The following is a 25,333-nucleotide window of genomic DNA, read 5'->3' on the forward strand; positions in this document are numbered from 1 at the left end:
AAACTGTCGCCAACCCATCGGGCGCGACAAAAATGCGAGTCATCACTCACCCGCACAAGCCGACAAACGCTAATAAACAAGGGGATAGGGGGGCGAAGTTGACAGATCCGCCCCAACTCCCTGCTCAGTGCATCACTTCGCGCCGATAAATAATTCTGTCATTACCCCGGCTGGAGCCGAAAATGGCCTCACCCAGCAGGCTGTTCGGGTTCCCCGGATCGGCCAGCCAGCGCGGCTGTTGCGGTTGTTTTTCCAGCACGATGCTATATGGCACGCGTACCGCGAACTGAGGAGCCGCAAAGTGGAACAGCAACTCTCCCTTGTCGGCCTTCCCTACGACGGCCCCTGGCGAAGGGGCTCCCAGTCCGACTCTAATCCTGGCCGTCGTTCCCAACACCAGATCGCCACTGGCCACATCATAGTGCTGGGTATCGTCGGTAAAGAGCACGCCATCATTGGCCAGCGAGAGTGTGCTGCACACATCGGCTTCATTGCGGCTCCAGGCGCCGTTCTGGTAGTACTGCATCAGCAAGGAGAGCGACAGCGGCTCGCTGGCGGCGCCACGATCCGTGCCGGCCAGCACCCTGCCGTAGTAGGCAACCATGGTGTCATCAACCACTGCCGGGATGCTCAGCTGCTTCGCATTGCAGGTCACTCCGACTTGGCAGTCACCCGACACGCCTGTGTTCATGTTCATTCCGGTCAGGGTCGTGATCGACGGGTTTTCACCATCGATGACGCGCAACCCGAACCGTAGTTTGAAAAAGGGCTCTTCCGGCGTGGTGAGCGACGGCGTCCGCTCTGCCAGACGGGCAAACCGGCTGCTGCCATCGAAAATGACCTCGCCAGCCTGCCAGTTGGTCGCCAGGCTGCCGATCCGATCGGTTCGATCGATGCCGTCCTTGTTGTCGGCACCAACCAGATAGACCAGCCCTCTGGCAAAGGCGTCGCGGTAATTGAGGGTCACCCCGCCCTGCTTATTGCGAGCCTGCAGACGCATCTTCACGCCAAACGGCTGACTCATATAGCTGAAACCGCCACAGGCGGGGGTCACGGTCCCGCTGAACAGATTAAAGTCCCAAGGTACGAAGCGGCCCACCGGCACGCTGCTGGCGGGAGGGATGGTGTAGCCGAAATAACCCGTAGATACAGTGCTTCCCTCTGGCGGCGTTGCCACCGGTGGCGTCGCCGTCATCCGGAATACCCCGACCTCGCTCACCGTCTGGGTAACGCTGTTGAGGCTGTTGCTCGCGGGAACATGGTTATAGGTAGCCGTTCCCACCGCTGCATTGGTGCCGGGGTTTGGCGCCATCAAGGTGCTGCCCAGGGCAATCTTGGGCAGGACAAAGTTGGGCGTGGTCTGGTTCCCGGCACAAATATCCCCATCGTTGGCCGATTCCCAGGCCATCGCCTTGATGTCTACCTGGAAGCTATCTCCCGCCTTCTTGAACACCGGGCAACTGCTGTCCCCTGCCGCGCAGACGCCTTGCGGGGGCGTAATGCACAAGCCGACCGGACGCGCCACAAACTGGTCGGCGCCGGTCATCACCAGCCCCGCTTCATTGCCCGTGCCGTCGTAGCGGGCATCCAACTGCATCTGGCCGGCATCCGGATACTTGACCGTAATGGTCGACTGGCCTTGCGCGTCAAAAGTAAGCGGCACCAGGGTAGCACTGCCCAGATCGGTACCGATCACACTGCTGTTGACGCTTATCTTGCTATTGAAGTTATTGCTGGTCGGCAAAACGTAGCTGCTCCAGAACTTGATGCTCTTGTTCTGATTGGCAAAACCCGGCACGCACAGCTTGGTCACGTCGCTCTTCTTGACCGCCTTGATGGCTACCGTCTGCGGCTGGTTCGAGTAGGTATCCGGCACATCGAAGAAGAAACCGCTATCGGCAAAATTCAGGGTACAGGCAGCCGCACTGGGTGTCCCGGCGCCAGCCTTGCACAAGGTTGTGCTAAACGGCTTGGTAGCCGGAACCGAACCGGATACCCCTATGGTGACCGCAGTGGCGGTGTTGTTGCGCAGTTGAACAGTCGTGGAACCGCCACTGAAGGTCACCGTATTGCCGCCAACCCAGCCATTGCTGCTGGAAAACGGCTCCAGACTCAGGGTCGCGGTCACAGGGTCGGTGATCAGAGTGGTACAAGCCGCATCGGCGCATGCCTTGACCGTCACCGTCTCCGGATTGCAGGTCAGCGCCTGACCCGAGTGATCGAGCTGGAAGTGGTCGATCTGTACCCCCACCGGGTTGGAGCGCAGGGCGCAGATCCGCACGTTGTCTATCTCGTGGAAGTTGGTCACCGAACCGGTGGAGCCGGTCAGGGAGAGCAGGAAATTGGCCGGCACCGCCGCCTGACCGGTCTGGCTCGTCATGTTGATGGGGCCAACCAGGGTGCTATACCCCGAGCCGGTATCCCGCTCGACGGTGGCCAGCGAGTTGCCTGCGGAGCGGGAGTCGACCGTGATGCGATAGCGATGGGGGCGATTGCTGTTGGTTCCGCTGTCGACGGGCGGGTTCAGGTTGCTGGCCGTCCCCGTCAGATAGCGATAACCCGAGGTGCCCGACCCCGAACCACGGATGGAGACCGCCTGCGGCCGCGACCCCAGGTTGGTACTTCCCCCCTCGTTGGCATAGTTGCCGTACTCGTCGAGCCCCACCCCGAGCCAACCGCCGGCAAAGCCGCTGATCCCTGTCTTGTAGCCATAGCCCAGCGGGCCGCCAAAGGCCCCCGGTTGCGGCGTCAGGGTGGCATCTGAGAGCACCACCGCCATGCCGTCCGCCCCGCTCGTGCCGGAAGTCTTGTAGGCGTATTGATCGAATTCGACCGTCACCAGGTTGCCAGCCCCCGGGAAGAGGCGCTGGAAGGTGGCCGAAGTGGCCTGATCGGTAATGTTCTGGGTGAGGCGCAGACGGCCGTTCTGCACCGATGGCAGGGTGCTGTTGTTGCGCTGGGCGACCACCCAGCTGTCCGGGTTGATCTGGGCGCTGTCGAAGCCATCGGCAAAACAGGTCAGCATGGGCGGCAACACCGCCGTATTGATGCTGGATTGGGCATCCATCTTCAGGTAGCCGGCCGTCACCTTGCCATAGACGGTGGCATTGTTGTTCATGTTGAGCAGCCCGTCGGTATAGAGGTAACCATAAAACGTGGTGCTGTTGTCGATCACCATGTTGTTGTAGTTCACCCAGATGAGGCTGCCCTGGTTGTTGGCGTTGATACTGACCGTGTTGACCAGCTTCACGTCCTGGTTGACGAAGATCCGGGTGGTCCCGCTGCCGGAGAGACGGATGGTGCCGTTGTCCAGGTTCAGGCGGTCGATAAAATAATCCCCCTCGCCCAGTACCAGGGTCGCGTTGTTGCGCACCGTCAGCGTTTTGAACTGATAGGTGCTGCGACTGGGGAAAGTCATGGTGCAGCTTTCCACCGTCATGGTGTCATAAGCCGCGCTGGAAGCACTCTGTGAGCCGGACGAGCAGGTCTGGGTCGTATTAGCATTGTTGGAGGGGAAAGCGTTGTTGCCGTTCAGCGCCAGCCCGCGAATGTCACTGCCGGTGACGGTACAGACCTTGTAGCCGCCAGCACCGTCGTCGCAGCGCCGCGTGTTGTTCTGATCCGGCTGGATGGAGCAGAAGTTGAGTGGCAGCCCGCCGCTACCATTGATCTTGGCGTTGTTGAGCTGGATCAGCTGGTATCCGTTGATCTGGTGGCAGGCATCGTTGTTGTTGCCATGATGGCCCTGCACCACGGCCGGGAAAAGTGCGCCGGTATCTATGGGATCGAACGCCCAGACCTGGCTAGTGAAGAGGGCCAGCGCCCACAACCATTTCATCATCAGCCTCCGTCATACGCTTCGACCATCAGGGTGCGGCTCACCCTGAAGTCTGGACTGGCGCCATCAAGATTGTCGTTGCCACAGCTGCCGACGCTCTCGAGCCGATAACCGGTGCTCGTCACGCCGTTATAGGTAGTGGTCACGGTGCGGCACTGCACCACCGCCTGACAGTCAACCAGCCCCGAATTGCCGGTGAAGCTGATCGGCTTGCTGGGCTCGCACACCGCAGGTGGCTGAGGTTGGGCCGCCGTCCGGTTGGGGAACAGTCGATATAGCGCTACTTCCAGCCCGCTCTGGGCCGCCAGCAAGGCACGCACGCTGCGCACCTCCACCGTATTCTTCTCGCTGCTGTCGAGCAAAAAACGCCCCATGACCGCCGCCAACATGGCCATCACCACGATCACGAACAGGGCGATCATCAGGGCACTGCCCCCCATCTTCTTGCTCTGGCGCCGCTCAGGGAACATTGAAGACCCCCAGCTTGTGGTTGAAGGTGACCGCTTCGCCCTGGCGTTCGAACACCAGCCGCACGCCAAACGCCCCTTCGGCATTGAAGGCCGAGACCTCCCGATAGAAGTTGCCGGCACGAAGCGACTCAGCCATCAGCACACCCGCTGCAACAGGGGCATCGATCGCGGCGCTGGATCGCGTCATCGTGCTTCCTTCCACACAGTAGCGTACCTGCTGATTGGCAAAATAGACCCGGCTGCCGGGCGAGATCCCGGCCAGGGTCTCGCCACTGGTATAGCGAACGGTCTGCGCCCCCGATACCGGCGCCAGCACCTCGGTGACCCTGGCGACACAGCGGCCATATTCACAGCCATTGATCAGTGAGCCGGTCGCTGACGTCGGCATCGGGAAGACCACCATAAGATCCCCCACCTTGACCGCATTGGCATCCTGGTTCAGTGGATTGGCCGCAGAGGCGGGGGTCGCCATCACCAGCTCCAGGGTAGATGTGCTGCCGGACTGGGCCCGGTTGAGTGCAAGATAGCGACTGGAGGTGCTGATGGGCCAGAAACGCAGGCAGGGGCCGCTGTCGTCCCAGCTGCCATCCAGGGCTTCAATTCGCTCGGAGCCCGGCAGCGCATCGCGCACCTCGCGGTTGAGCCGCTCCATGGCGAAGCGGGCATCGCTCATCAGCTGCTCGCGGCTGCTGGCATCGCCATAGATCTGGGAGCCGATGCCGATGAACTGGCTGGCGAAGGTGGCCATGATCCCCAGCAGCAAGATCACCATCACCAGTTCGATCAGGGTAAAACCGCCCGCCGGCCGCATCAGTAGTTGCCCCGATAGAAGGAGAAGTCGAGCACGCTCCCGTCAGGCAGGCGCACCTGCAGATCGATGCGCTTGCCCACCGAGCAGGGCGACACACAGCTCTTGAAGTTGCCATCGCTGAAATCGACCGGGCTCACCGCAATCCGGACTCGATAGTTGCGATACTCGTCGCTGGCGATGATGCCGCCGCTCTGGGTGTAGAAGCTGGCATCTTTCCAGCTGCCAGCAGTATCGAAATCGTCCACGTCGTTGAACATGTAGGGGGTGGCTTCACCGTCCGGGCCATAGTGGGTCGAGCAGGCGGGGATGGTGACGCCGGCCACCGTCTCGCCGCAACGATAGCGGCCACCGTTGTGATCCGACTGTTCATCGAACGATGTTTGCTGGATCTCGCCAGTCAGGCGCTGGGCCAGCTGGGCGGCCCGCACCTGCTGCACCGGATCCACCGCCTGGGGAGCCTGATTGATCAACAGCCCCAGGATACCGGTCAGTGCCACCGCCAGCAGCACTATGCCGACGATCAGCTCGATCAGGGTAAAACCGCGCTCAGGGGCTCTCATGGATATAGCCCTCGGATTCGATCTTGATGCGGCCGGTTTCCCGGCCATCGCTCACCAGTAGAGTGCAGCCGCTCGCACAAGCACCCAGCGGCCGCCCCATCTGATCAAAACGGAGCACAAAACCGCCATTACCGGTACCAACCAGAGAGAACAGCATACCGGATGAAGCGCTCACCACTCGGCCACGGGTCAGTTGGTTGTCAGTCCAGCCAGTCAAGGGATCGCTGCTCGGGCAAGGTGTTTGAGCCGTGACGCCATAGGTGCGATGGGCAAAACGGGGGGAAGCTACAACCAGCTGGGTACAGCGATCGGCGGGTTCATGCATGTTGATGGTCTGGACCAGCCGCAGCCGGGTCAGCAGCTCATCACGAAGGGTTTGGGTTTCAAAGCCGCCTTTGCCCAGCAATTTGGGCACGGCAAAGGCGGCCAGAATCCCTAGCAACAGGATCACGATAACCAGTTCAATCAGGGTAAAACCTCGTTGCATTCTCGTTCCCTGTTCACAAACAAGGAGGCGAGGCATAAGCCTCGCCTCCTTGATACTGACCCTGAATCAGCATCCACCCAGAGTGGTGGTGGCGCCAGCTGTGCTGGTAGCGGGAGCATAGGTCACGGTGCACTTGGATCCGCTGGTGGCGAATACAAAAGTACCGCTAGACACGGCACCAGTCCAAGAACCATCGATGGTGACGGCACGCTGGATGCCAGTGCTGGTCGCAGCCGGATAACCATAGACAACGCTAATGCTGGTACCATCGCTGCTGCTCACAGCACCGCTGGCATCACGTTCGACACCCACCAGTGCTGACTTGCTGTAAACCAGCTGAGCTGAGCTGCTGACTGCGGCCTGTACGCCCTGAGCAGCGGACTTCTTGGCATCATCCTGCAGATTCAGGAACTTGGGAGCAGCGGTCACTGCCAGGATACCCAGAATGATGATCACGATGACCAGTTCGATCAGGGTAAAACCCGCCTGTTTTTTCATATTACTTTCCTCTGTCAATTGATATTGGTGGTCACCTGACCGGAAGCCGGACGGTAACTGAAACTCATGAATGCATCAGTACTGCCTTGCGGATCCTGATACTTGCCATCACTACCCTTACTCAAACTATTGACCAGATAGTAGCGGCAGACCGAGTCCAGGCCGTTATTGGTCACACTGACATAGTATTTCAGGTCATTGCCGCTACCACGCACCTCGCTGAAGCTGGCGGTAGCCTTGGGCGGATTCTGCAGCAGACCCTCCCAAATCTTGAGACAGCGCGGGGCCGTCAGGTTGGCCGGATCCACGTCGATGCCGCCACCGGCCGAGGTATCCATGGGGTAACCGGGCGACAGCTCGCCGTTGCTGACCTGGGTGTCGGTCGGCGTGGTCAGATAAAAACGTGAACCGTCATAGAGCACGGTGTTGAGGCTGTCCTGCTTGGCGCGCCCTTCGGCCTCCCATTGAGCCCGCACCAGCGACACGCCGGTGGCAAACCCGCCGGAGACCCCCTCCACACTGGCTTTCTTGGCTTCGTCCGTGACATCGAGAAAGCGGGGCAAGGCGGTGACCGCTAGGATCCCCAGGATGACGATGACGATCACCAGCTCGATCAACGAGAAACCCGCCGCCCGATGGGGGCTCGCCACACCGGAATATCTTGGTACCAGTCGCGTTGTTATCATGGACCCTCCGTAATAACCCGCATTATTTCATGCAGATATAAAAAAATCATTTAGCTGAATCGCAAAACAAGCCTCATTCAGGGCTTTTGTTGCACTCTGCCGTCAGAAAATTGATAAATCAGCCAATTATTCTCCCAGCCGAACTGGCACCCTTCGCCATCCAGGCTCGCCAAGGCCTGCACCGGCGGCTGAGTCGACGCTGCCGTACCGATGAGTTGCTCCCACAGCCAGCGGCAGTTTTCCGACGGCGTCATCATTGTGCTGGCACCCAGTGGCCAGCCCCGCTCATCAAACTGCCAGGCCATCCCATCGGCATGCAGCACGGTGGGACGCCGCTGATCGAGCCAGAGCCCATGCAACCTTTGTGCACGCTCGGCAAATTGTTCCCCCAGCAGGGTCAGGCTGACGGCCAGCGCCTCCTCCCGGTGGACAAGATAGCTCCGGGCCAGGGTCGCCACCATGATCAGCAACAGGATCCCCACGGCCAGCCGCCGATAGCTCCCCAGCCAGTGATCATCCTGTTGTGACTGTCGACTCACCCATCTCGCTCCACGCTCTGCCGCTTACCCATACCGCCCGCCTCATTGACCGGTTATTTGCCGCGTACGGCCCACATCATGTCCCGCCTCAGTGACGGTAAAGATACCGGCTTACTTGCCGCGCACGGCCCGCATCATGCCCCGCCTCAGTGACGGTAAAGATACCGGCTTACTTGCCGCGTACGGCCCGCATCATGTCCCACATCGGCGTGAAGATACCCAGCGCCAGGATCAATACCATGACCGCCACGATCCCGATCAGGATCGGCTCGATCCGGGCGGTGAGGCTCTTGAGGTCATAGTCCACCTCCCGCTCGTAATACTCGGCCGCCTCGTGCAGCAGATCATCGACCTGGCCTGTCTCTTCCCCCACCGCAATCATCTGCATCACCAGCGGGGTGAACAGGCCGCTGCTGCCGGCGGTGCGCAGCAGGCTCTCACCCCGCTCGATGCCGGCCCGCATGTCGCGGATCCGGCCCGCCATCCAGGCGTTGTCCACCGCATCGGCCACCAGGCTCAGCGCCGTGTTGAGCGGTACCCCGGCCTTGAGCATCATGGAGAAGCTGCGGGCAAAACGGGCCAGCAGGGAGCGCTCTATGATGGTGCCGACGATCGGCAACTTGAGCTGCCATCTGTGCCAGGTCAGCTTGCCCTTGACCGTGTTCACCCAGCGCCGCCAGCCAAACACCATGGCCAGCAACACGCCGAGCATCACCCACCAGTAGTGCACGAAGAAGTGGGAGGTGGCGAGCAGGATCCGGGTCGCCAGCGGCAGCTCGACGCCAAATTTGGCGAACATGCCGGCAAAGACCGGGATCACCATGATGTTGAGGATCACCATGGCGATGCCGATGGCAATCAGCACGAAGCTGGGGTAGCGCATGGCGGTCTTGATCCGCTTGCGGGTTTCCAGCTCCAGCTCGAAATAGTTGGCAAGCTGCAAGAACGCCTCTTCCAGCTGACCCGTGTTCTCCCCCACGTGGATGATGGCTACAAACAAGCTGCTGAACACCCTGGGGTGGGCCTGCATCGAGCTCGACAGCGGCCGGCCGTTGCCCAGATCCTCTCCCAGCGCGTGCAGCGCCCGCTTGAGCGGCTTGCTGTGGGCACTCTCCTCCAGCCCGGCGATGGCGCGCAGGATGGGGATGCCGGCCCGGGTCAGGGCATACATCTGGCGGCTGAACACTACCAGCTCGTCCAGCCGCACGCCCCGCTCCAGCAAGAGGGACCAGTCGAGGGCGGCCGCCTTCGCCTTGCCTGGCTTGAGTTCGGTCGGCATCACACCGCGGCGCATCAGTTGCTCGGCCGCAGCCATCTCGGTGGCCGCGTCCACCACCCCGCTGACGGCATTGCCCTGGCTGTCGCGCCCCTTGTAGGCGAAGCTGCTCATGGGGTGCCTCGCGCCAGCCGGCCGCATTCATTGCCGATGAAGTTGGTCATCACTTACCCCAGGTCCTCCGCCAGCCGCAGCACCTCGTCCACCGAGGTGATCCCCTGGCGGGCGTAATCGAGCGCGGTCAGCGCCAGCGGCCGGTAGTGCGGGTGCTGGCGGGCCGCCTTGGCAAACCCTTCGGCGTCGTTGCGGCGCAGGGAATCCATCATGGGCTGATCCAGCTCCAGCAGCTCGTACACCCCGATCCGGCCGGCATAGCCGGTGAAGTTGCAGCTCTGGCAGCCGCGCCCCTTGTGATAGACGTGCTGGCCCGGCGCCTCGCCGGAGAGCACGGTCAGCCAGGTGGCCTGGCCTTCATCCGGCGCCTTCTCCTCGACGCAGTGCTCGCACACCCGCCGCACCAGTCGCTGGGCTACCACGGCCCGCAGCGCGCTCGCCACCAGATAGCCGGGGGCCCCCATGTCGATGAGGCGCAGGGCGCTGGTGACCGCATCGTTGGTGTGCAGCGTGGTCAGCACCAGGTGACCGGTGATGGCGCCGCGCAGGCCGATCTCCACCGTTTCGTTGTCCCGCATCTCGCCCACCAGCAGGATGTCCGGATCCTGACGCAGAGTGGAGCGCAGCACGTGGGAGAAGGTGAGCCCGATCTTGGGATTGACCTGTACCTGGTTGACCCTGGGCAGCCGGTATTCCACCGGATCTTCCACCGTGATGATCTTCTGGCTGGCCTGGTTGAGCTCGGAGAGGGCACCGTAGAGGGTGGTGGTCTTGCCGCTGCCGGTCGGCCCCGTCACCAGGATCATGCCGTGGGGTCGCTTGAGCTGGCGCCGGAAGCGGGTCAGGATCTCCGGCGGCATGCCGGTCTCGGTCAGCGACAGGATGCCGGAGGATTGGTCCAGCAGCCGCATCACCACGGATTCGCCGTACTGCACCGGCATGGTCGACATCCGCACATCCACGTCGCGGCCACGCACCTTCATGTTGAAGCGGCCATCCTGCGGCAGCCGCTTCTCGGAGATGTCGAGGCCGGCCACCAGCTTGAGGCGCAGTACCAGCGCCTGGGCAATACGCACCTCGCTCAGGATGTTCTCGTGCAGGATGCCGTCGATACGCTGACGAATGCGCAGCACCTTCTCGTCCGGCTCGATGTGAATATCGGAGGCCCCCACCTGCACCGCATCCTCGAACAGGGAGCGCAGCAGCTTGGCCACCGTCGCCTCCCCCTCGTCGCCGGCCCCCAGATTGCTGGAGCCCAGCTCGAAGCCGGCGTCCTGATACTCCTCGTGCAGCTGTTCGGCGAAGCTCTCTATTTCGCGGGTGCGGCGATAGAGGCGGTCGAAATACTCCAGCAGCTGACCTTCCCGCGCCACCGCCAGCCCCATCTCCCGCGGGCGCAGCAGCGCCGCGATGGCATCGAGGGCGCTCAAATCGGCCGGATCCGACATGGCCACCGTCACCTTGTTGTCGGTGAGGTTGACCGCCAGCGCGCGGTAGCGGCGCGCCTGCACTTCCGGCAGCAGCGGCACCGCCGACGCATCTATGGTGAGGTTGTTGAGATCGAAGAAGGGCACATCCAGCTGGCGGGCGAGGAACTGCAGCAGTTGCACCTCGCTGATGAAGCCGAGATCGATCAGGGTGGTGCCCAGCTTGCGGCCGGTCTGACGCTGCTGCTGCAGGGCGAGCTGCAGCTGATCATCCGAGATGATCTGCTCTTGTACCAGCAGGTCGCCGAGGCGCATTTTCAGTCTGGGTTGTGCCATGCAAACTCCAAAAAAGTGATCCCGGCCGCCCGTCAGGGGGTAAGCTGGGCAATCCGCTGTTCGAGCCAGCTGGTCGAGGCCTCGCCCAGGTTGCCGTGCAACTGGGCATTGCGATAGGCATCCAGCGCCCGCTGGCTATGGCCTTGGCCATCTTCGGCCACCCCGAGCCCGAGCCACCAGCGGCCCTGTTCCGGCTGCTGGCGCAACAATTTCACGTAAAGATCCGCCGCCTCGGCATGCTGACCCAGCTCCTGGCTGAGCCCGGCCCAGGTGGCGTAATAATCCAGATTGCTGGCCAGATCCGGTCGATGGCCGGTTAGCCAGCCGAGCGCCTTGAGCTGATCGCCACCGCTGATGGCGAGCCGCGCCAGCAGCAGCCGGAAATCGGCCTGTTCGGGATCGAATCTGAGCCCCTCTTCCAGCAACTGGCTCGCCTCGCTCAAACGCCCCTCGCCGTAGAGCAGGCCCGCCAGCTGCTCGCGCGCCCCCTGATTGCGCGGATCGTGGGCCAGCACCTGATAGTAGTTGTCCTGGGCATCGCGCAGCTGCCCCTTGGCCATGGCGGTGGTGGCCTTGCGCTCGGCCAGGGTGGCCAGTTCGGCTTCGGAGAGATTGACCGTCTCTATCTTGAGCACGCCGGGCTTGCGCGGCGCGGCCGCGGGGGCCTCCTGCTCCGCCGCGAGCTCGGCATAGAGATCGGGTTGCAGCTCCTCATCGCTCGGCCCCTCCTCATCGATGGCGGCCACATCGGCGTCATCGGCAGCGCGCTCCTCCGCCTGCTGCGGCTCGGCGGTAGGCGGGGCGGCAAGGTGGCGCGGGGTTGGCAGCGCCACCACCTGATCCACCGGCTCTTGTTCTGCACTGGCCGGCACCACTGCGGGAACCGCACGGGCGATGGCGTCCGGTGTGGGCTCGCTGGCCACCTGCAGCTGGCGCGCCTCGACGACCCGCTGGCTCTGCTGCCAGTAGATCCAGGTACGCCAGCCCAGAATGCCGAGGGCCAGCCCGCAGATCAGGGTCAGCAGCAGCATCCACCAGCCCTGCTGGCGCACGGGTGGCACATAGACGGCCCCCTCGCCCCCCTGCTGGCGCTGCTCCAGATCCTTGAGCATCTGATTGATCACGCTCATTGCCAGACTCCATAGGCGAGGGCACAGCCCAGCAGCAGCACGAGAGGCCACCAGCGGCGCGGCACGAAGCGGCGGGCATCATCGGTGTCGCGCACGGCCAGCCGCACCAGCCGGCTGTCGATCTGGCGCGCCCCCTGGCCATAGGCCAGCATCAGGCACTTCTGCGCCAGTATGTTGATGAGTCGCGGAATGCCGCGCGAGGCGCGCCACAGCTGGCGCAGCGCCCGGCCGCCAAACAGCGGAGCCCCGCGATAACCGGAAATCTGCAATCTGTGCTCCAGGTAGGCCCGGGTTTCATCGAAACGCAGCGGCCGCAGGCAGTAGGAGAAGCCGATCCGCTGGCGCAGCTGGCGCAGATGGGGCTTGGCCAGCCTGGCGTCCAGCTCCGGCTGGCCGAACAGCACGATCTGCAGCAGCTTGCTCGATTCGGTCTCCAGGTTGCCAAACAGCCGGATCGCCTCCAGCGTCTCGTCCGGCAGCGCCTGCGCCTCGTCGATCAGCACCACCACCCGGCTCCCCTGCTGATGCAAGGCGATCAGGTGGCGATGGATGCGATCGGTCAGGTCCAGCTCGCTCTGATCCCGCACCGCCAGTCCCAGCTCCAGCGCCAGGGCGATGCGCAGCTCGGCCGGGTTGAGATGGGGGTTGGGCAGCCAGGCCAGACGCACTGGCCGCTCCTCGGAGCCCAGTTCGCTCAGCAGCTTGCGGCAGAGCAGGGTCTTGCCGGTGCCGACTTCGCCGGTCACCTTGATGAAGCCCTCGCCCTGCGCCAGCGCCCAGTTGAGCACCTGCAGCGCCTCCTCGTGCGGGGGCAGCCCGTAATAGAAACCGGTGTTGGGGGTGAGGCCGAAGGGAGCCTCCTGCAAACCGAAGTGGTTCAGGTACATGGGCAATCCCCTACCCTCTCTGCCCGGGAGCCCGTGATGGCCCCCGGCACGTGATCAAACCGGTCCAGGATCATGACTCAGCCCTTGGGCGGATACCATTTGTCGAGCAGCTCGGAGGAGCGCTGCAGTTCGTTCTGCCAGGTGTCCTTCTCCACCACGGTCGGCTTGAGCAGGATCACCAGCTCCACCTTCTTGGTACTTTCGCGGCGGTTGGTGAAGGCCTCGCCGACCCAGGGAATGTCCCCCAGCAGCGGCACCTTGCTGACGATCTCCTGCTTGTCGGTCTTCATCAGGCCGCCGATGACGATGATGTCGCCATTGTTGGCCTGCACCACGGTATCGGATTCGCGGATCGAGCTCTTGGCCAGTGGCAGGATCAAGGGATCCGCCGTGCCGACATCGATGGTTTTCTTCTGCTCTTCGGTGTCGATGACGGAGGGGTGGATATGCAGCAGCACCTTGCCCTCTTCGTCGATCTGCGGCGTCACGTCCAGCGCGATGCCGGAGAAGAAGGGAGTCAGCTCTACATTGGGCGTGACTATCGGTGCCGATGTGCCTGAGGTTGTGGTCGTGGTGGAGGCGTTGGTGACGAAATACTCGTCGGTCCCTACCTTGATCACCGCCTTCTGGTTGTTGGTCGCCGTCACCCGCGGGCTGGAGAGGGTATTCACGTCCCCCTGGGTCTTGAGCAGATTGACCGCCACGTTGAAGTTGCCGTCGGAAATCTTGAAGCCGGCCCCGCCACCCAGGGCGCTGAAGATCTGGTTCGGGGTGTTGGCAATCGTGCTCGGCGTCAGCGAACCACCGCCGGTGATGCCCTTGTTGCCATCCCAGCTGGCGGAGAGACCGCTCCAGTCCACCCCCTGCTCGTAACCCTCGTTGAGGGCCACCTCCAGGATCCGCGCCTCCAGCACCACCTGACGCTTCAAGTGGCTATCTGACTGATTGAGGAACTCGCGCACCGCCTTGAGCTCCTTCGGATAGGCCCGGATAGTCACCAGGCCCGCCTGCGGGCTGGTGATGACGGCGCGGCCGTCGCCGCTGCCGATCAGGGTCTGCAGGGTATCGCGCAGATCGGTCCAGTAGTCGCTGTTGGTGTCGGTCTCGATGCGGGTGCCGTTGCTGTCGCTGTTCGAGTTGCCGTTGGAGGAGCGGTTGCTGGTACTGTTGTTGGTGCTGTTGTTGGCGTTATCGAAGTTGTTGTTATTGCTGCTGTTGTTGTCGTTAGAGGCCACCCCGCCGGTGCTGACCGAAGTACGGGAGAGACCGCGCCGGGACATCATCAGGTAGTTGACCGGGATGGTCTCGGTGCGCAGCCCGGCCGGGTAGACGTGGAACACGTTGCCCTTGCGCTGCACGTCGAAGCCGTACATGTCGCCCACCACCGCCAGCACTTCGGTCAGGGTCACGTCCTTGAGCTCGACCGAGATCTGGCCGGCCACCCCGGGGTGCACCGCCACGCTGTAGCGGGAGCCCTTGAACAGGGAGCCGAAAAACTCCACCGCATCCACGTCGTGGGCAGCAATGCGCAGCCGCGGTTCCGGCATGCTGATGGCCTGGGGCGGACGATTGAGCTGCAGCAGTTCGCTCTGTACCGACTTGGGTACGCTGGTCAGCGCCCCGCCCTTGTTCTGTTCGGTCATGGCATGCCTGAGTGCGTCCTTGGCCTGCACGGGTTCGGGGTGCCGGTAGCTGGTACAGCCTGCCGTCAACACGGCGGCGGAGATCAGGCAGAGATGATGTTTTTTCATGTAATAAGTGCACCCTGACTTGCAATTAAACTCGACAAACCTGGCTCCGCCCATCCCGGGTGGAGCGCGTTCAGATCCGGACCTTGCTGGCAAACAGGGTCAGCGACTGGCGCTTGCCCCCCTTCTCCAGCACCACGGCATCTGCACCTATGGCCACCACACGATAACCGTCGACCTGCTGGCCGACCCGATAACTGCTGCCGTTGAGCACCGCCAGTGCCGGGCCGTTGCCCAGCATGATGCTCTGCAGCCTGGGCAGACCGGCCTCGCGCTGGCCGGTTGCACTGGCGCCGCTGGTCGCGCCGCTCAAAGGGGCGGTGGGGTCCTGCAACAGCTCGGGCTGCGCCTGGGCCAGCAGACTGAACAGACACGCCCACAGGGGAAACCATCTAGCCACGGATAAACTCCTTGCTGGTGCTGAGGGTGTAGATCTCCATCTCCACCACCGCCTTGGGATACTCCTGCACCTGGTAGTCAAACTGCTTCCAGTAGAAGTGGCGCGGCAGCCCCTCCAGCGCCTTGAGATACTGATACACATCGAAATAGCCGCCCTCCAGCTTGAGCCGGATGCCGTGCTTGAACAGGTTGATGCGCTGCTCACCCGCCATCAGCGGCTCCGGCGTCAGCGACGTGAGTGCCACCATGTGCAGGTTGGCGGAGCGCGACAGCAGGGCCTCCAGCACGGCCGGCATCTCGTGGGCCTGGATCAGATCCACCGTCTGGGCCTTGAGTTCGGCGTCCAGCTTGCCCAGCTCGCCATCCAGCTGCGCCAGCTGGGTACGCACATGCAGATCCGGATCCCGCGCCAGTTTGGCCTGCTTGCCCTGGTTCTCGAGGTCCATGATCTCCAGATCCCGCTGGGCAGTGCTCAGCGACAGCCGCTCCTGCTCCAGCCGCACCGCGGCCCCATCCAGCCAGCCATAAATGGCAACGGCGCCAACCACGACCACCCCGGTCAGCAGGATCAGGACCCGCTCGCGCTGGCTGAGGGCGGCGATCTTGTCGGCCCAGGCCTGCCACTGCTCTTTCAGGCTCATCAGGGCTTCTCCCGCTCGATGCCGCTGAGCTGGAAGGCCAGCCGGCCCTCCTTGTCACGGCTTAACGTCAGCTCACCAAACTGCTTGCCCGCCAGCGACGGGGTTTGCTTGAAACGGTTGACCCAGGCCGGCACATCCTGGCTGCGTCCGGCGAAACCGGACAGGTTGACGTAACCCTCGGCGATCTCGATCCGCTGCAAGGAGAGCTGCGGATCGCGGATCCGGGACAGATCGGCCATCAGCCCGGCATAGCCCTGGGATTTTTGCAGCGCCAGGCTGCCCAGCTGCCGCATCAAGCCCTGCTTGGCGGTCAGCTCCTCCTGCTTGGTGACAAGCTGTTGTTGCAGCAGGCCATCGGCCTGATGGCGGGCCAGTTCGGCATCCAGCCGCTGCGCCTCGCCACGCTTGATCTCCAGCGCCGCCCGCACCTGCACCAGCTCGCGCCCGACAACGTGCTGCTGCCAGGCGATGACGCCGGCGGCGCACAGCAGCAACAGCACGCTGCCGCCCCATACCAGCGCCATCTGGTTGAGGCTGGCCCACTGCCGTCTGGGCCGAAACTCGGCGCCGTAGAGGTTGATCTGGCGTTTCATCAGGCATCCTCCCCCAGAGCAGCGGCATAAGCCGAGAGATATTCCACGCCGGACAGGATCGCCTTGTTGGCCATGGCGGAGACGGCAAAGCCGAAGGTCTGCTCCATGTGGCGCACCAGAGTACCGATGAAGGGCGAGGCGATGGCGAGCTGCATCTGGCCGAGTTCCGGCAGCTTGAGCTGGCCCACCAGATAGTCGAGGGAGCGCTGGATCTCCAGCGCCAGCGAATCGAGCAGCATGGCGTCAGGCTCATGCTCGCCGGTGAGGGCGCCGAAACCGCGCAACTGGCGGGAGAAGCAGAGCCCCCCCTGATGGAACACCAGCAGTTGCAGATCCTGCCCCTTCGGCTGCCACAGCAGCATGCGCACCGTCTGATCCGGCTCGTACAGCGCGGTCATCGCCAGCTCGTCGCTGACGATGGCGTCCAGGCTGGCGATGCCGTTGACCGCATCCGCCAGCTGCTGCACCCGTGCCTTGGGCACGCAGATCACGTTGATGCGCGGCCGACCCGCCGGCGGGGTGGGCAGATCCACATAATCCATGGCGAGCTGCAGCACGGATTCACTGACATAATCCTTGATCGCCCAGGGCAGGGCACCGGCCATCTCGGCATCGGGGACGGCGGGCTTGTCGATCTGGACCTGTTGATAAAGGCTGGCCGCGAGGGCGACTCGCACCTTAGACTTGGCGAGGCCGTGGCGGCTGAACAGCTCGGCCATGGCCTGGGGCCACTCTTGCGGGCCATTGATGGCGCGGGTGGCGAAGATGGGCGGGTTGCCGAGCGAAGCCAGCATGATCCGATCGCTGGCCAGCAGGAGTCCTACCTGACGGCTGGGGGTCGAACGTCTGAAAAGTTGTTTCATTGAAACCCGCACCTGGCTGCCCAAAACGGATTAAACCTTAGCATAAACAGAGCATTAGCCTCCAGATAAATGACCGATTACTCATTGTCACCCCAATCGCCCCCGATGGCGCTGCCGCCCCTGCAGCCCGCCCTGTTGCTCTCGCCGCTGCAAGCTGTCTCGCACCCGCTGTTGAGCGCCTATGGAGTCCAACTCTGGTGCAAACGGGACGATCTGATCCACCCCGCCATCTCGGGTAACAAGTGGCGCAAGCTCAAGTACCACCTGCTGCATGCCCGAGATCAGGGCAAACGCCATCTGCTCTCGTTTGGCGGCGCCTACTCCAATCACATCCATGCCCTGGCGGCGGCGGGGTGCCAATCTGGCCTGCGCACTACCGGCATCATACGCGGGGAGCCGGAAGCCGTCAGCAACTGCACTCTGAGCGCTGCAAAAGGCTGGGGCATGGATCTCGTTTTTGTCGACCGCCAAAGCTACCGGCGGCGGCAGGATCCCGCCTGGCTGGCCCAATTCGAGGATGAAGAGACCCTGATAGTGCCGGAAGGGGGCAGCAGCCCGCTGGCCATTCCCGGGGTGGCCGAGCTGGTCGATGAAGTGCCCTTCTCGCCGGATCTCTGGGTGCTGCCCTGCGCCAGCGGCGGCACCCTGGCCGGGCTCATCGCCGGCAAACGGGCACCGCAGCAGATCCTCGCCATCGCGGTGCTCAAGGGGGGCAGCTTCATCGCCGACGAGGTGCATCGGCTCCATCCTGCCGCCGCCCACACGCCCGGCTGGCGGATCGCGCTGGATCACCACGACGGTGGCTATGCCAAATTCAGTCCGGCGCTCTGGCAATGGGTACAAGCCTTCAGCGCCGAGACGGGCCTGCCGCTGGAACCCATCTACAGCGGCAAGGCGATGTGGGGGCTGTTTCGCGAGCTGGCGGCAGGCCGCATTCCGCGCGGCAGCAAGATCGTCTTCATCCACACCGGTGGCATGCAGGGGCTGGCGGGGCTGAGGGAGCAGGGGCGCCTGTGACGGCGTGCCAGGCGCAATACCGGCGCTGAGCCACAAAAAAGAGAGGGTCGCCCAGGCGACCCTCTCTTGCATCCATCAGGCGCCGGCCGGCTCCAGCACCAGCCGTTCCGGCTCGGCGAACCAGGGGCCCTGCCCGGCGTGCACCCCGAGGTGGCGCAGCATCTTCCACTCGTCGCCGCTCTCCACCCCCACGGCGATGACCCGGGTGCGGGTGTTGGCGCAGCCCCCCACCAGGCTGCGCACCGCCATCTGGTTGACCTGGCGGGTATGGATCTCGCGCACCAGGCTGGGGTGCAGCTTGAGGAAGTTGATCTCGAACTCCTTGATGTACTGGGTGCTCACCACATCCTGGCCGGCATGGTCGATGGCCAGCTGGCAGCCCAGCATGCGCAGTGCCCGCAGCGGCCGCTTGAGCGCCTCGTAGTGGCGGGTGACCTGAGCCTCGGAGAGTTGCAGGATCAAGCGCTCGTTGGTGCTGCGCGGCAGCTGGAACAGATCGAAGAACAGCCAGCGCTGAAACTCCCGGTGCAGCAGGCTCTGGGCGCAGAGGGTCAGGCTGATGGGGCAGCTCTGTTCGGAGCGCTGGCGCAACAGGCCGAGGGTCTGCTCCGCCACCAGCCGATCCAGCGGCAGCAACAGCCCCGCCTTCTCCGCCATCGGCATGAAGACGCCTGCCTGCAGCTCCCGCCCCTGCTCGTCGTGGATCCGGATCAGCAGATCCTGCTGCAACACCACCTGATCCCGCTCCTGCTGCACCGGCTGCACGTAGAAGTCGATGCCATGCTCCTCGATACGCCGGCCGATCAGGGTACGCCAGCGCACCGTGCCCTTGCTGCTCTGCTCCTCGTCCAGCTGTTTCTCGTAGAGGAACCAGCCGGTGTGGCCCTGCAGCCGCGCGCTCTTGAGCGCCAGCTCCGCCTCCTCCTGCACCTTGAGCAGGGAGTCCTCGGCCTGATAGCAGACCGCGCCGAGATAGACGGCGGTGTCTGGATTGACCGCCTCGGGCCAGTGCAGCCGCTGCAGGCTCTTGTGCAGCTGGCTGGCGCCATCCACCATCTCGCTTTCCGACATGTTGGGCAGCAGCACGGCAAACACCTGGCCGGCATAGCGGGCCTGCAGGGCACCGTTGTGTTTGCGCACGAAGGTGGCGATGGAGGCGCTCGCCTCCATCAGCAGATCCTGGCTCTGGCGGCCGTTCAACTCGGGATCCAGCTCCTCCAGGCCGGCCAGCTCGATCAGCAGCACGCCGCCACTCATCACGCTCGCCTCCATGATGGCGCTCTCCAGCCGGTTGTCGAAGAACAGCCGATTGCCGATGCCGGTCATCTTGTCGACGAAGGCGTTGCTGCGGATGAAGTTGTCGAAGCGGCTGCGCTCCTTGCGGGCATCCGCCAGCTCGGCCAGCAGATAGTCGAGGGCCTGGCTGGCCGGCTGCGGCCACTCGTCGGCCGGATCATGGGCCAGCTTGGTGAGCTTGTTGTCGAGGATCAGCTGGGCGCGCTCGGCCAGCAGCTCGGCCCCCCGCAACTGCAACCGCAGCCAGCGAATAGAGTACCAGAGGCCGAACACCACGATGAAGACGCCGAGGGAGATGCCGGACATCGCCTTGATGGAGTACTCGAACTCCTTGAACGGCCGCTCCAGCTTGAAGTCGGCCTGCATGCCCGGCTGATGGGGCATGGGCTGGTGATAGGGGATCAGCAGGCTCTCGTCGGTCGGCTGCTGCACGTCGCGAAACCAGTAGATCCGCTGCTTGTCCTGGCGGATCTCCAGCTCCACCACGTGGGCAGAGCGCAGCAGGGTCGGCAGCCAGCGGGTGAGATCCTGATGATCGTCGGCCACCTCCAGCTGCTTGTCGATGATCTCGACCAGCGAGTTGACCTTCTTCTGTTGCATCTCCATGCCCAGCTCACGAAAGCTGAACACCCCGCCAAGCAGCACCATGGCCATGGCCGCAATGACACACAGGGTAATAAACGAGACAAGCTGAGTGGTCAGTTTCATGTGCCTTTCCGTATGCCCGACAACATCCATGTGGCTTCATCGTATCAGCCAACCTCGAAGCGCGCCTATGGACGAAGATCCCGCTTCTGGAATTAAGCGGGCGAGCATACCCAAACCGGTACGAGAACACCAAGCCCCGGGCGGGGTGACGGCCAAAAAATGACGGATGATGGGAGGGAACTCAGTGCACTGGCTGAACGGCGGGCAGAAAAATGGTCCCACAAAGGGGACCAAAAGAAACACTCATATCAAAACTAACACTCTGTGCTACTGACAAAAAAACAGATACAGGAGTATTGAACACACGGTGAGTCAAACCGCACGGCTACTCTAGCCACTTCAGATAAGCTGGACAATTGTCATTTATGACAGGTCAGCGATTGAATCTTCAGCAACTCATTTTATAAAACCATTATTTATCAGCAGATTATAAATCTGCTGCACAAGTGTGATCCCCTCCGCTCAAATCGATGCAGCTAATGCACTATGATGATGCCTCTCATATGCATCCCATTCGTTCATCAGGCAGGTATCCCTTGCGATCCATCTCCCCCCTCTGGCTCACCCTGTTGCTGTTCTGCCTGCCCCTGCTGGCCAGCCTGCCCCTCAGCCAGCTGCTCGGCAGCCCGCTGGCCCACCAGCTGCTGCAGGAGAAGAAGACGGAGATCGAAGCCGCCCTGGCGGAACGCCATCGGGCGCTGGATGAGAGCATCCGCAGCCAGCTGACCCAGTTTCGCTTCGACTGCGGTGAGCAGGACATGGCGCTGCTGCGGGATCCCCGCTTTTACAACAGCCACATCCGCATCCAGGGGATCATGCTCACCGCCGGTGGCGGCTGCTCCAGCCTGGGGGTGGAGCTGCCCTTCACTCCGGCCGAACTGCCGCCCTACCCCAGCCAGGAGCAGTTCGGGATCGCCGCCACCATGGCCCGCTTTCACACCGAGCAGGAGCTGGTCGCTTACTACCGCACCGGCGGCAACATCGTCTACTGGGTGCTGAGCAACAGCTGGAGCCACGCCCTGCTGCAGTACCCCTGCCACAACTGCTTCTATCTGGAGTTCAGCCAGCAGCAGCCGGGAGTCGCCAGCCCGACCTTCCCTCGCGGCGACAGCGCCATCAAGCAGGAAACCGGCAGCCAGAGCCTCAGCCTCAGTTTCCTCGACCCCAATGAGCAGATCCGGCAAACCCTGTGGGCGGGCGAGGCGCTGGAGCGCTACGCCCAGCAGCAGGCCCGCCACTACGGGCTCTGGGGCGGCGCGGCGGTCGGGGCCCTGCTGGTCGCCGCCTACTGGGGGCTACGCAACTACCGGCGCTCGCTCAAGGGGTTGCTGCAGGCCGGGCTGGCACGGCGCGAGTTCGTGCCCTTCTATCAACCCGTGGTCGACAGCCGCAGCCAGCAGGTGGTGGGCTTCGAGGCGCTGCTGCGCTGGCAGCGGGGCGGCGGCCTGATCCCGCCCGGCGCCTTCATCGACTATGCAGAGGAGCAACAGCTGATCCTGCCGATGACCAGCCAGCTGCTGGAAAAGGTGATCGCGGACCTGCCCAGACTCGCCCCCGGCCAGTGGGTCAGCGTCAACATAGTGGCCGCCCACCTCGAGCACCCGCACCTGCGCAACCTGCTGCTGCTGCACGGCTGGCCCTCCCCCGCCCAGCTCACCTTCGAGCTGACCGAGCGCAAGCCCATCACCGACATCGAGACCGCGATCGCCGAAATCGGCGCCCTGCAGCAGCAGGGTTACCACTTCAAGCTGGATGACTTCGGCACCGGTTATGGCGGCTTCGCCTACCTGCAGCGGCTCGGCATCCGCCAGATCAAGATCGACAAGATGTTCGTCGACACCATAGGCACCGACGACCTCAAACGCAGCGTGCTGGATGCCACCATCGCCTTCGGCCGCGAATCGGGCATGGAGATGATCGCCGAAGGGGTCGAGCGTCAGTCTCAAGTGGATTACCTGGGCCAACGCGGCGTCCACCTGATCCAGGGCTATGTCTATGCACAGCCCATGGCGCTGACCAAGCTGAAGATCTGGCTGCTGGCCTGGTATCAGAACCACACGGGCGAGCGATGAGCCACACTGCCGAGGCCGGCCGCTCATATCTTGCAACAAAATGATTTTCCCTTGAGCGGACAACTCCCCTTATCATGAACAGGCGCGCCACCTCGTGTGGCGCCGCCACCCTGTTCCTTACCCGTCGGCTCACGCCGCCCTGATGATGAGAACCATTGCCTATGAAGTCATTTATCCGGCAAGAGATTGCCCTGCCCGTTGGCCTGCTCACCCTGCTCTTTTTCAAGACGCTCGGCAGCGACCTGCTGACAGAGGCCACTCCGCTCGGGATTTATCTTCCTGTCTCGGCGGTGCTGCTTGCCATCGTCACCTGGGCCATCTTCTCGGTGGTGCGCCACTCGGATGCCCTTGCCATCAAGCTTGGCGAGCCTTTCGGCACCCTTATCCTCACCCTGTCGGTCATCTCGCTGGAAGTGGTGATGATCTCCTCGGTCATGCTGACCGGCGAGCCCAATCCGGTGATGGCCCGCGACACCATGTTTGCCGTGGTGATGCTGGTGACCAACGGCCTGGTGGGCTTCACCCTGCTGTTCGGCGGCTGGCGCTACCACACCCAGAGCTTCAATCTGGACGGGGTCAAATCCTATCTGGTGGCCATTATTCCGCTGGCGCTGCTCTGCCTGGTGCTGCCCAACTTCACCGAAGGGGGCAACATCGGCAGCATGTCGAGCGCCATGTCCTGGATGCTGATCATCATCTCGGTGCTGCTCTACGGCGTCTTCCTGCTGATCCAGACCCGCAGCCACAGCCACTTCTTCATCGACAGCGATCACGAAGATTACGAAGAGCACCACGGCCCGCTGCAGAGCAACGTCTACCACACCCTGTTGCTGCTCGCCTATCTGGTGGTGGTGATCCTGCTGGCCAAGACCCTCGCCATTCCCATCAACCACGGGGTCAAGGTACTGGCGGCACCGCCGGCGCTGGGTGGCTTCATCGTCGCCTGTATCGTGCTGGCCCCCGAGGCGGTCGGCGCCATCAAGGCGGCCTTCAACAATCAGCTGCAGCGGGCCATGAACCTCTACTTCGGCTCTGTGCTGGCCACCATCGCCCTCACCGTGCCTGCGGTGCTGTTCATCGGCGCCATGCTGGGACAGGAGGTGCGCCTGGGCCTCTCCGCCGCCGACATGGTGCTGCTGTTCACCACCCTCATGGTGTGCAAGGTGACCTTCAGCAGCGGCCGCACCAATGTGCTGCACGGGGCCACTCACCTGGTGCTGTTCGTGGTGTACCTGTTCCTGATGTTTGAGCACGAATAACCGCGTTCAACCAACGTCAGAAATGCAAAGACCGCCCGATTGGGCGGTCTTTTGTTATCTGCTCCGGGATCTCACGGACGCCAGAGAAGCGGCTTCCCCCTCATCCCCTACCCTTCTCCCGCCAGGGGAGAAGGGAGAGCAAGGCTTACAGGCTCGGCAGCACGCCGGCCGGGAGCAGGTCGTTGTAGCTGGCGCGGCCCAGCAGGGCGGCGGCCGCCTCGATGTCCGGTGCGAAGTACCTGTCCTTGTCGTAGAAGCTGACCTCTTCCCGCAGCCTGCCCTTGGCCAGCTCGATGAGCTCGGTGCTGCGCAGGGGGGCACGAAAATCCAGCCCTTGCGCTGCCGCCAGCAGCTCCACCGCCAGAATGCCGCGGGTGTTCTCGGCCATGTCCGCCAGTCGACGGCCGGCGAAGGTGGCCATGGAGACGTGATCCTCCTGGTTGGCGGAGGTCGGCAGGCTGTCCACCGAGGCCGGATGGGCCAGGGTCTTGTTCTCGGAGGCGAGCGCCGCCGAGGTGACCTGGGCGATCATGAAGCCGGAGTTGACGCCGCCGTTGTTGACCAGAAACGCCGGCAGACCGGACATCCGCGAGTCGATCAGCAGCGCCATGCGCCGCTCGGACAGCGACCCGATCTCGGCGATGGCCAGCGCCAGGTTGTCGGCGGCGAAGGCCACAGGTTCTGCGTGGAAGTTGCCGCCGGAGAGGATGTCTTCATCCTCGGCAAACACCAGCGGGTTGTCGGAGACCGCGTTGGCCTCGCACACCAGCACCTCGGCCGCCTGGCGGATCTGGGTCAGACAGGCACCCATCACCTGCGGCTGGCAGCGCAGGGAGTAGGGATCCTGCACCTTCTCGCAGTTGTGATGGGACATGCCGATCTCGCTGCCATCCACCAGCAGGTGGCGGTAGCAGGCGGCCGCGTCGATCTGGCCACGCTGACCGCGCACCGCATGGATGCGGGCATCGAACGGCCGGCGGCTGCCAAGGGCGGCCTCCACGCTCATGGCACCGATGGTGATGGCGCCGGCGTAGAGATCCTCGGCGTGGAACAAGCCTTCCAGTGCGAAGGCGGTGCTCGCCTGGGTGCCGTTGAGCAGGGCCAGCCCCTCTTTCGGTGCCAGTGCGATGGGCTCCAGCCCGGCAATCTTCAGGGCCGTGGCGGCGTCGATCAGCTCGCCTGCGTGGCGGGCCTTGCCCTCCCCGATCAGCAGACAGCTCATGTGGGCCAGCGGCGCCAGATCGCCGGAGGCGCCGACGGAGCCCTTCTTCGGCACCACCGGATAGACTTCGGCGTTGATGAGGGTCATCAGAGCCTCAAGCACCACCAGCCGGATGCCGGAGAAGCCGCGCGCCAGCGAGTTGAGCTTGAGCACCATCATCAGCCGTACGGTGGCGTCATCCATGTACTCGCCAATCCCTGCCGCATGAGAGAGCACAATGGAGCGCTGCAGCTCGTCCAGCTGCTCCACCGGAATGCGGGTGTTGGCCAGCAAGCCAAAGCCGGTGTTGATGCCATACACCACCCGGTTTTGCTCGATCACCTTGGTGACTACGGCGGCGGAGGCGTGGATCCCCGCCAGGGCGGCGGGATCCAGTGCAATGTGTACCGGCTCGCGGCTGACGCGGCGCAGGGTGGCAAGATCCAGCTCGCCCGGGGTAATAGTCAATTCAAACAT

At 63.3% G+C, this 25,333-nt stretch carries 22 protein-coding genes; 3 read left to right on the forward strand and 19 right to left on the reverse strand.

Features of this window, described 5'->3' with window-relative positions:
- Positions 1–124: 124 nt before the first annotated feature.
- The 17 genes from mshQ to mshI all read right to left on the reverse strand — a co-directional run bounded on the left by mshQ (position 125) and on the right by mshI (position 17,303).
- On the reverse strand, positions 125–3,838 hold the full coding sequence (gene mshQ / locus ACB032_RS18110) for an MSHA fimbrial biogenesis protein MshQ (RefSeq protein WP_371138504.1): 3,714 nt from the start codon (positions 3,836–3,838) through the stop codon (positions 125–127).
- 2 nt (positions 3,839–3,840) lie between these two features.
- A complete protein-coding gene (locus ACB032_RS18115; RefSeq protein ID WP_371138480.1) occupies positions 3,841–4,308 on the reverse strand; it encodes an MSHA biogenesis protein MshP in 468 nt (155 codons plus the stop codon).
- Positions 4,298–5,119, reverse strand: a complete 822-nt coding sequence (gene mshO / locus ACB032_RS18120) for an MSHA fimbrial biogenesis protein MshO (RefSeq protein ID WP_371138481.1) — start codon at positions 5,117–5,119, stop codon at positions 4,298–4,300. The genes ACB032_RS18115 and mshO overlap by 11 nt, the downstream gene beginning before the upstream one ends.
- Positions 5,119–5,679, reverse strand: coding sequence for a prepilin-type N-terminal cleavage/methylation domain-containing protein (locus tag ACB032_RS18125; protein ID WP_371138482.1), 561 nt, complete (start codon positions 5,677–5,679; stop codon positions 5,119–5,121). The genes mshO and ACB032_RS18125 overlap by 1 nt, the downstream gene beginning before the upstream one ends.
- Positions 5,666–6,166 carry a type II secretion system protein gene (locus ACB032_RS18130; protein ID WP_371138505.1) on the reverse strand — a complete coding sequence of 167 codons (501 nt, stop codon included), beginning with the start codon at positions 6,164–6,166 and terminating at the stop codon, positions 5,666–5,668. Before ACB032_RS18130 ends, ACB032_RS18125 begins: the two co-directional genes overlap by 14 nt.
- Positions 6,167–6,232: 66 nt before the next feature.
- Complete coding sequence (locus ACB032_RS18135; RefSeq protein WP_039212866.1) at positions 6,233–6,664, reverse strand: prepilin-type N-terminal cleavage/methylation domain-containing protein; 432 nt, start codon at positions 6,662–6,664, stop codon at positions 6,233–6,235.
- A 14-nt stretch (positions 6,665–6,678) separates the two neighbouring features.
- Positions 6,679–7,350: an MSHA fimbrial major subunit MshB gene (gene mshB, locus ACB032_RS18140; RefSeq protein WP_371138483.1), complete on the reverse strand. Its 672-nt coding sequence runs from the start codon at positions 7,348–7,350 to the stop codon at positions 6,679–6,681.
- A 77-nt stretch (positions 7,351–7,427) separates the two neighbouring features.
- Positions 7,428–7,889, reverse strand: a complete 462-nt coding sequence (locus ACB032_RS18145; RefSeq protein WP_371138484.1) for a hypothetical protein — start codon at positions 7,887–7,889, stop codon at positions 7,428–7,430.
- Between the two features lie 169 nt (positions 7,890–8,058).
- Entirely contained in the window at positions 8,059–9,279 is a 1,221-nt protein-coding gene (gene mshG, locus ACB032_RS18150) for an MSHA fimbrial biogenesis protein MshG (protein ID WP_270801616.1), read from the reverse strand.
- Positions 9,280–9,332: 53 nt separating this feature from the next.
- Positions 9,333–11,042: an MSHA fimbrial ATPase MshE gene (gene mshE / locus ACB032_RS18155; protein ID WP_011704368.1), complete on the reverse strand. Its 1,710-nt coding sequence runs from the start codon at positions 11,040–11,042 to the stop codon at positions 9,333–9,335.
- Between the two features lie 32 nt (positions 11,043–11,074).
- The gene (gene mshN, locus ACB032_RS18160) at positions 11,075–12,172 is read right to left on the reverse strand and encodes an MSHA fimbrial biogenesis protein MshN (RefSeq protein ID WP_371138485.1); all 1,098 of its coding nucleotides are present in this window, start codon (positions 12,170–12,172) and stop codon (positions 11,075–11,077) included.
- On the reverse strand, positions 12,169–13,059 hold the full coding sequence (mshM, locus tag ACB032_RS18165) for an MSHA fimbrial biogenesis protein MshM (protein WP_041216125.1): 891 nt from the start codon (positions 13,057–13,059) through the stop codon (positions 12,169–12,171). Before mshM ends, mshN begins: the two co-directional genes overlap by 4 nt.
- Positions 13,060–13,136: 77 nt before the next feature.
- On the reverse strand, positions 13,137–14,810 hold the full coding sequence (gene mshL / locus ACB032_RS18170) for a pilus (MSHA type) biogenesis protein MshL (RefSeq protein ID WP_371138486.1): 1,674 nt from the start codon (positions 14,808–14,810) through the stop codon (positions 13,137–13,139).
- Positions 14,811–14,880: 70 nt separating this feature from the next.
- The gene (gene mshK / locus ACB032_RS18175; protein ID WP_016349155.1) at positions 14,881–15,207 is read right to left on the reverse strand and encodes an MSHA fimbrial biogenesis protein MshK; all 327 of its coding nucleotides are present in this window, start codon (positions 15,205–15,207) and stop codon (positions 14,881–14,883) included.
- A complete protein-coding gene (mshJ, locus tag ACB032_RS18180; RefSeq protein ID WP_371138487.1) occupies positions 15,200–15,847 on the reverse strand; it encodes an MSHA fimbrial biogenesis protein MshJ in 648 nt (215 codons plus the stop codon). Before mshJ ends, mshK begins: the two co-directional genes overlap by 8 nt.
- Positions 15,847–16,440 carry an MSHA fimbrial biogenesis protein MshI1 gene (gene mshI1 / locus ACB032_RS18185; RefSeq protein WP_371138488.1) on the reverse strand — a complete coding sequence of 198 codons (594 nt, stop codon included), beginning with the start codon at positions 16,438–16,440 and terminating at the stop codon, positions 15,847–15,849. Before mshI1 ends, mshJ begins: the two co-directional genes overlap by 1 nt.
- Entirely contained in the window at positions 16,440–17,303 is an 864-nt protein-coding gene (gene mshI, locus ACB032_RS18190) for an MSHA fimbrial biogenesis protein MshI (protein WP_039212858.1), read from the reverse strand. The genes mshI1 and mshI overlap by 1 nt, the downstream gene beginning before the upstream one ends.
- 69 nt (positions 17,304–17,372) lie before the next feature.
- On the opposite strand from mshI, the gene ACB032_RS18195 reads away from it, so the two are divergent.
- Complete coding sequence (locus ACB032_RS18195; protein ID WP_371138489.1) at positions 17,373–18,320, forward strand: 1-aminocyclopropane-1-carboxylate deaminase/D-cysteine desulfhydrase; 948 nt, start codon at positions 17,373–17,375, stop codon at positions 18,318–18,320.
- Between the two features lie 75 nt (positions 18,321–18,395).
- Here the strand turns inward: ACB032_RS18195 and ACB032_RS18200 are convergent, their stop codons facing one another.
- Positions 18,396–20,324 carry an RNase E specificity factor CsrD gene (locus tag ACB032_RS18200; protein ID WP_162498745.1) on the reverse strand — a complete coding sequence of 643 codons (1,929 nt, stop codon included), beginning with the start codon at positions 20,322–20,324 and terminating at the stop codon, positions 18,396–18,398.
- A gap of 536 nt (positions 20,325–20,860) precedes the next feature.
- Between ACB032_RS18200 and ACB032_RS18205 the strand changes: the two genes are divergently transcribed.
- Together ACB032_RS18205 and ACB032_RS18210 are read left to right on the forward strand one after the other, a co-directional pair.
- Entirely contained in the window at positions 20,861–22,396 is a 1,536-nt protein-coding gene (locus ACB032_RS18205) for an EAL domain-containing protein (protein WP_371138490.1), read from the forward strand.
- A gap of 161 nt (positions 22,397–22,557) precedes the next feature.
- Complete coding sequence (locus ACB032_RS18210; RefSeq protein WP_017408799.1) at positions 22,558–23,655, forward strand: calcium:proton antiporter; 1,098 nt, start codon at positions 22,558–22,560, stop codon at positions 23,653–23,655.
- Between the two features lie 145 nt (positions 23,656–23,800).
- Here ACB032_RS18210 and hutH read toward each other — a convergent pair whose 3' ends face one another.
- On the reverse strand, positions 23,801–25,333 hold the full coding sequence (hutH, locus tag ACB032_RS18215; RefSeq protein ID WP_219281242.1) for a histidine ammonia-lyase: 1,533 nt from the start codon (positions 25,331–25,333) through the stop codon (positions 23,801–23,803).

The sequence above is a fragment of the Aeromonas sp. S5(2024) genome, assembly GCF_041403025.1.
Taxonomy (GTDB): Bacteria; Pseudomonadota; Gammaproteobacteria; order Enterobacterales; family Aeromonadaceae; genus Aeromonas; species Aeromonas hydrophila.

What these genes read in the sequence shown, in the direction of transcription:
- mshO (WP_371138481.1), bottom strand. Translation starts at nt 5,119, where the DNA reads ATGCGGCCGGCGGGCGGTTTTACCCTGATCGAACTGGTGATGGTGATC.
- mshQ (WP_371138504.1), bottom strand. Translation starts at nt 3,838, where the DNA reads ATGAAATGGTTGTGGGCGCTGGCCCTCTTCACTAGCCAGGTCTGGGCG.
- mshG (WP_270801616.1), bottom strand. Translation starts at nt 9,279, where the DNA reads ATGAGCAGCTTCGCCTACAAGGGGCGCGACAGCCAGGGCAATGCCGTC.
- ACB032_RS18200 (WP_162498745.1), bottom strand. Translation starts at nt 20,324, where the DNA reads ATGAAACTGACCACTCAGCTTGTCTCGTTTATTACCCTGTGTGTCATT.
- mshI1 (WP_371138488.1), bottom strand. Translation starts at nt 16,440, where the DNA reads ATGAAACGCCAGATCAACCTCTACGGCGCCGAGTTTCGGCCCAGACGG.
- ACB032_RS18130 (WP_371138505.1), bottom strand. Translation starts at nt 6,166, where the DNA reads ATGCAACGAGGTTTTACCCTGATTGAACTGGTTATCGTGATCCTGTTG.
- mshM (WP_041216125.1), bottom strand. Translation starts at nt 13,059, where the DNA reads ATGTACCTGAACCACTTCGGTTTGCAGGAGGCTCCCTTCGGCCTCACC.
- mshB (WP_371138483.1), bottom strand. Translation starts at nt 7,350, where the DNA reads ATGATAACAACGCGACTGGTACCAAGATATTCCGGTGTGGCGAGCCCC.
- mshJ (WP_371138487.1), bottom strand. Translation starts at nt 15,847, where the DNA reads ATGAGCCTGAAAGAGCAGTGGCAGGCCTGGGCCGACAAGATCGCCGCC.
- ACB032_RS18115 (WP_371138480.1), bottom strand. Translation starts at nt 4,308, where the DNA reads ATGTTCCCTGAGCGGCGCCAGAGCAAGAAGATGGGGGGCAGTGCCCTG.
- ACB032_RS18195 (WP_371138489.1), top strand. Translation starts at nt 17,373, where the DNA reads ATGACCGATTACTCATTGTCACCCCAATCGCCCCCGATGGCGCTGCCG.
- mshL (WP_371138486.1), bottom strand. Translation starts at nt 14,810, where the DNA reads ATGAAAAAACATCATCTCTGCCTGATCTCCGCCGCCGTGTTGACGGCA.
- hutH (WP_219281242.1), bottom strand. Translation starts at nt 25,333, where the DNA reads ATGTTTGAATTGACTATTACCCCGGGCGAGCTGGATCTTGCCACCCTG.
- ACB032_RS18135 (WP_039212866.1), bottom strand. Translation starts at nt 6,664, where the DNA reads ATGAAAAAACAGGCGGGTTTTACCCTGATCGAACTGGTCATCGTGATC.
- ACB032_RS18125 (WP_371138482.1), bottom strand. Translation starts at nt 5,679, where the DNA reads ATGAGAGCCCCTGAGCGCGGTTTTACCCTGATCGAGCTGATCGTCGGC.
- mshI (WP_039212858.1), bottom strand. Translation starts at nt 17,303, where the DNA reads ATGAAACAACTTTTCAGACGTTCGACCCCCAGCCGTCAGGTAGGACTC.
- mshN (WP_371138485.1), bottom strand. Translation starts at nt 12,172, where the DNA reads ATGAGCGTGATCAATCAGATGCTCAAGGATCTGGAGCAGCGCCAGCAG.
- ACB032_RS18210 (WP_017408799.1), top strand. Translation starts at nt 22,558, where the DNA reads ATGAAGTCATTTATCCGGCAAGAGATTGCCCTGCCCGTTGGCCTGCTC.
- mshE (WP_011704368.1), bottom strand. Translation starts at nt 11,042, where the DNA reads ATGGCACAACCCAGACTGAAAATGCGCCTCGGCGACCTGCTGGTACAA.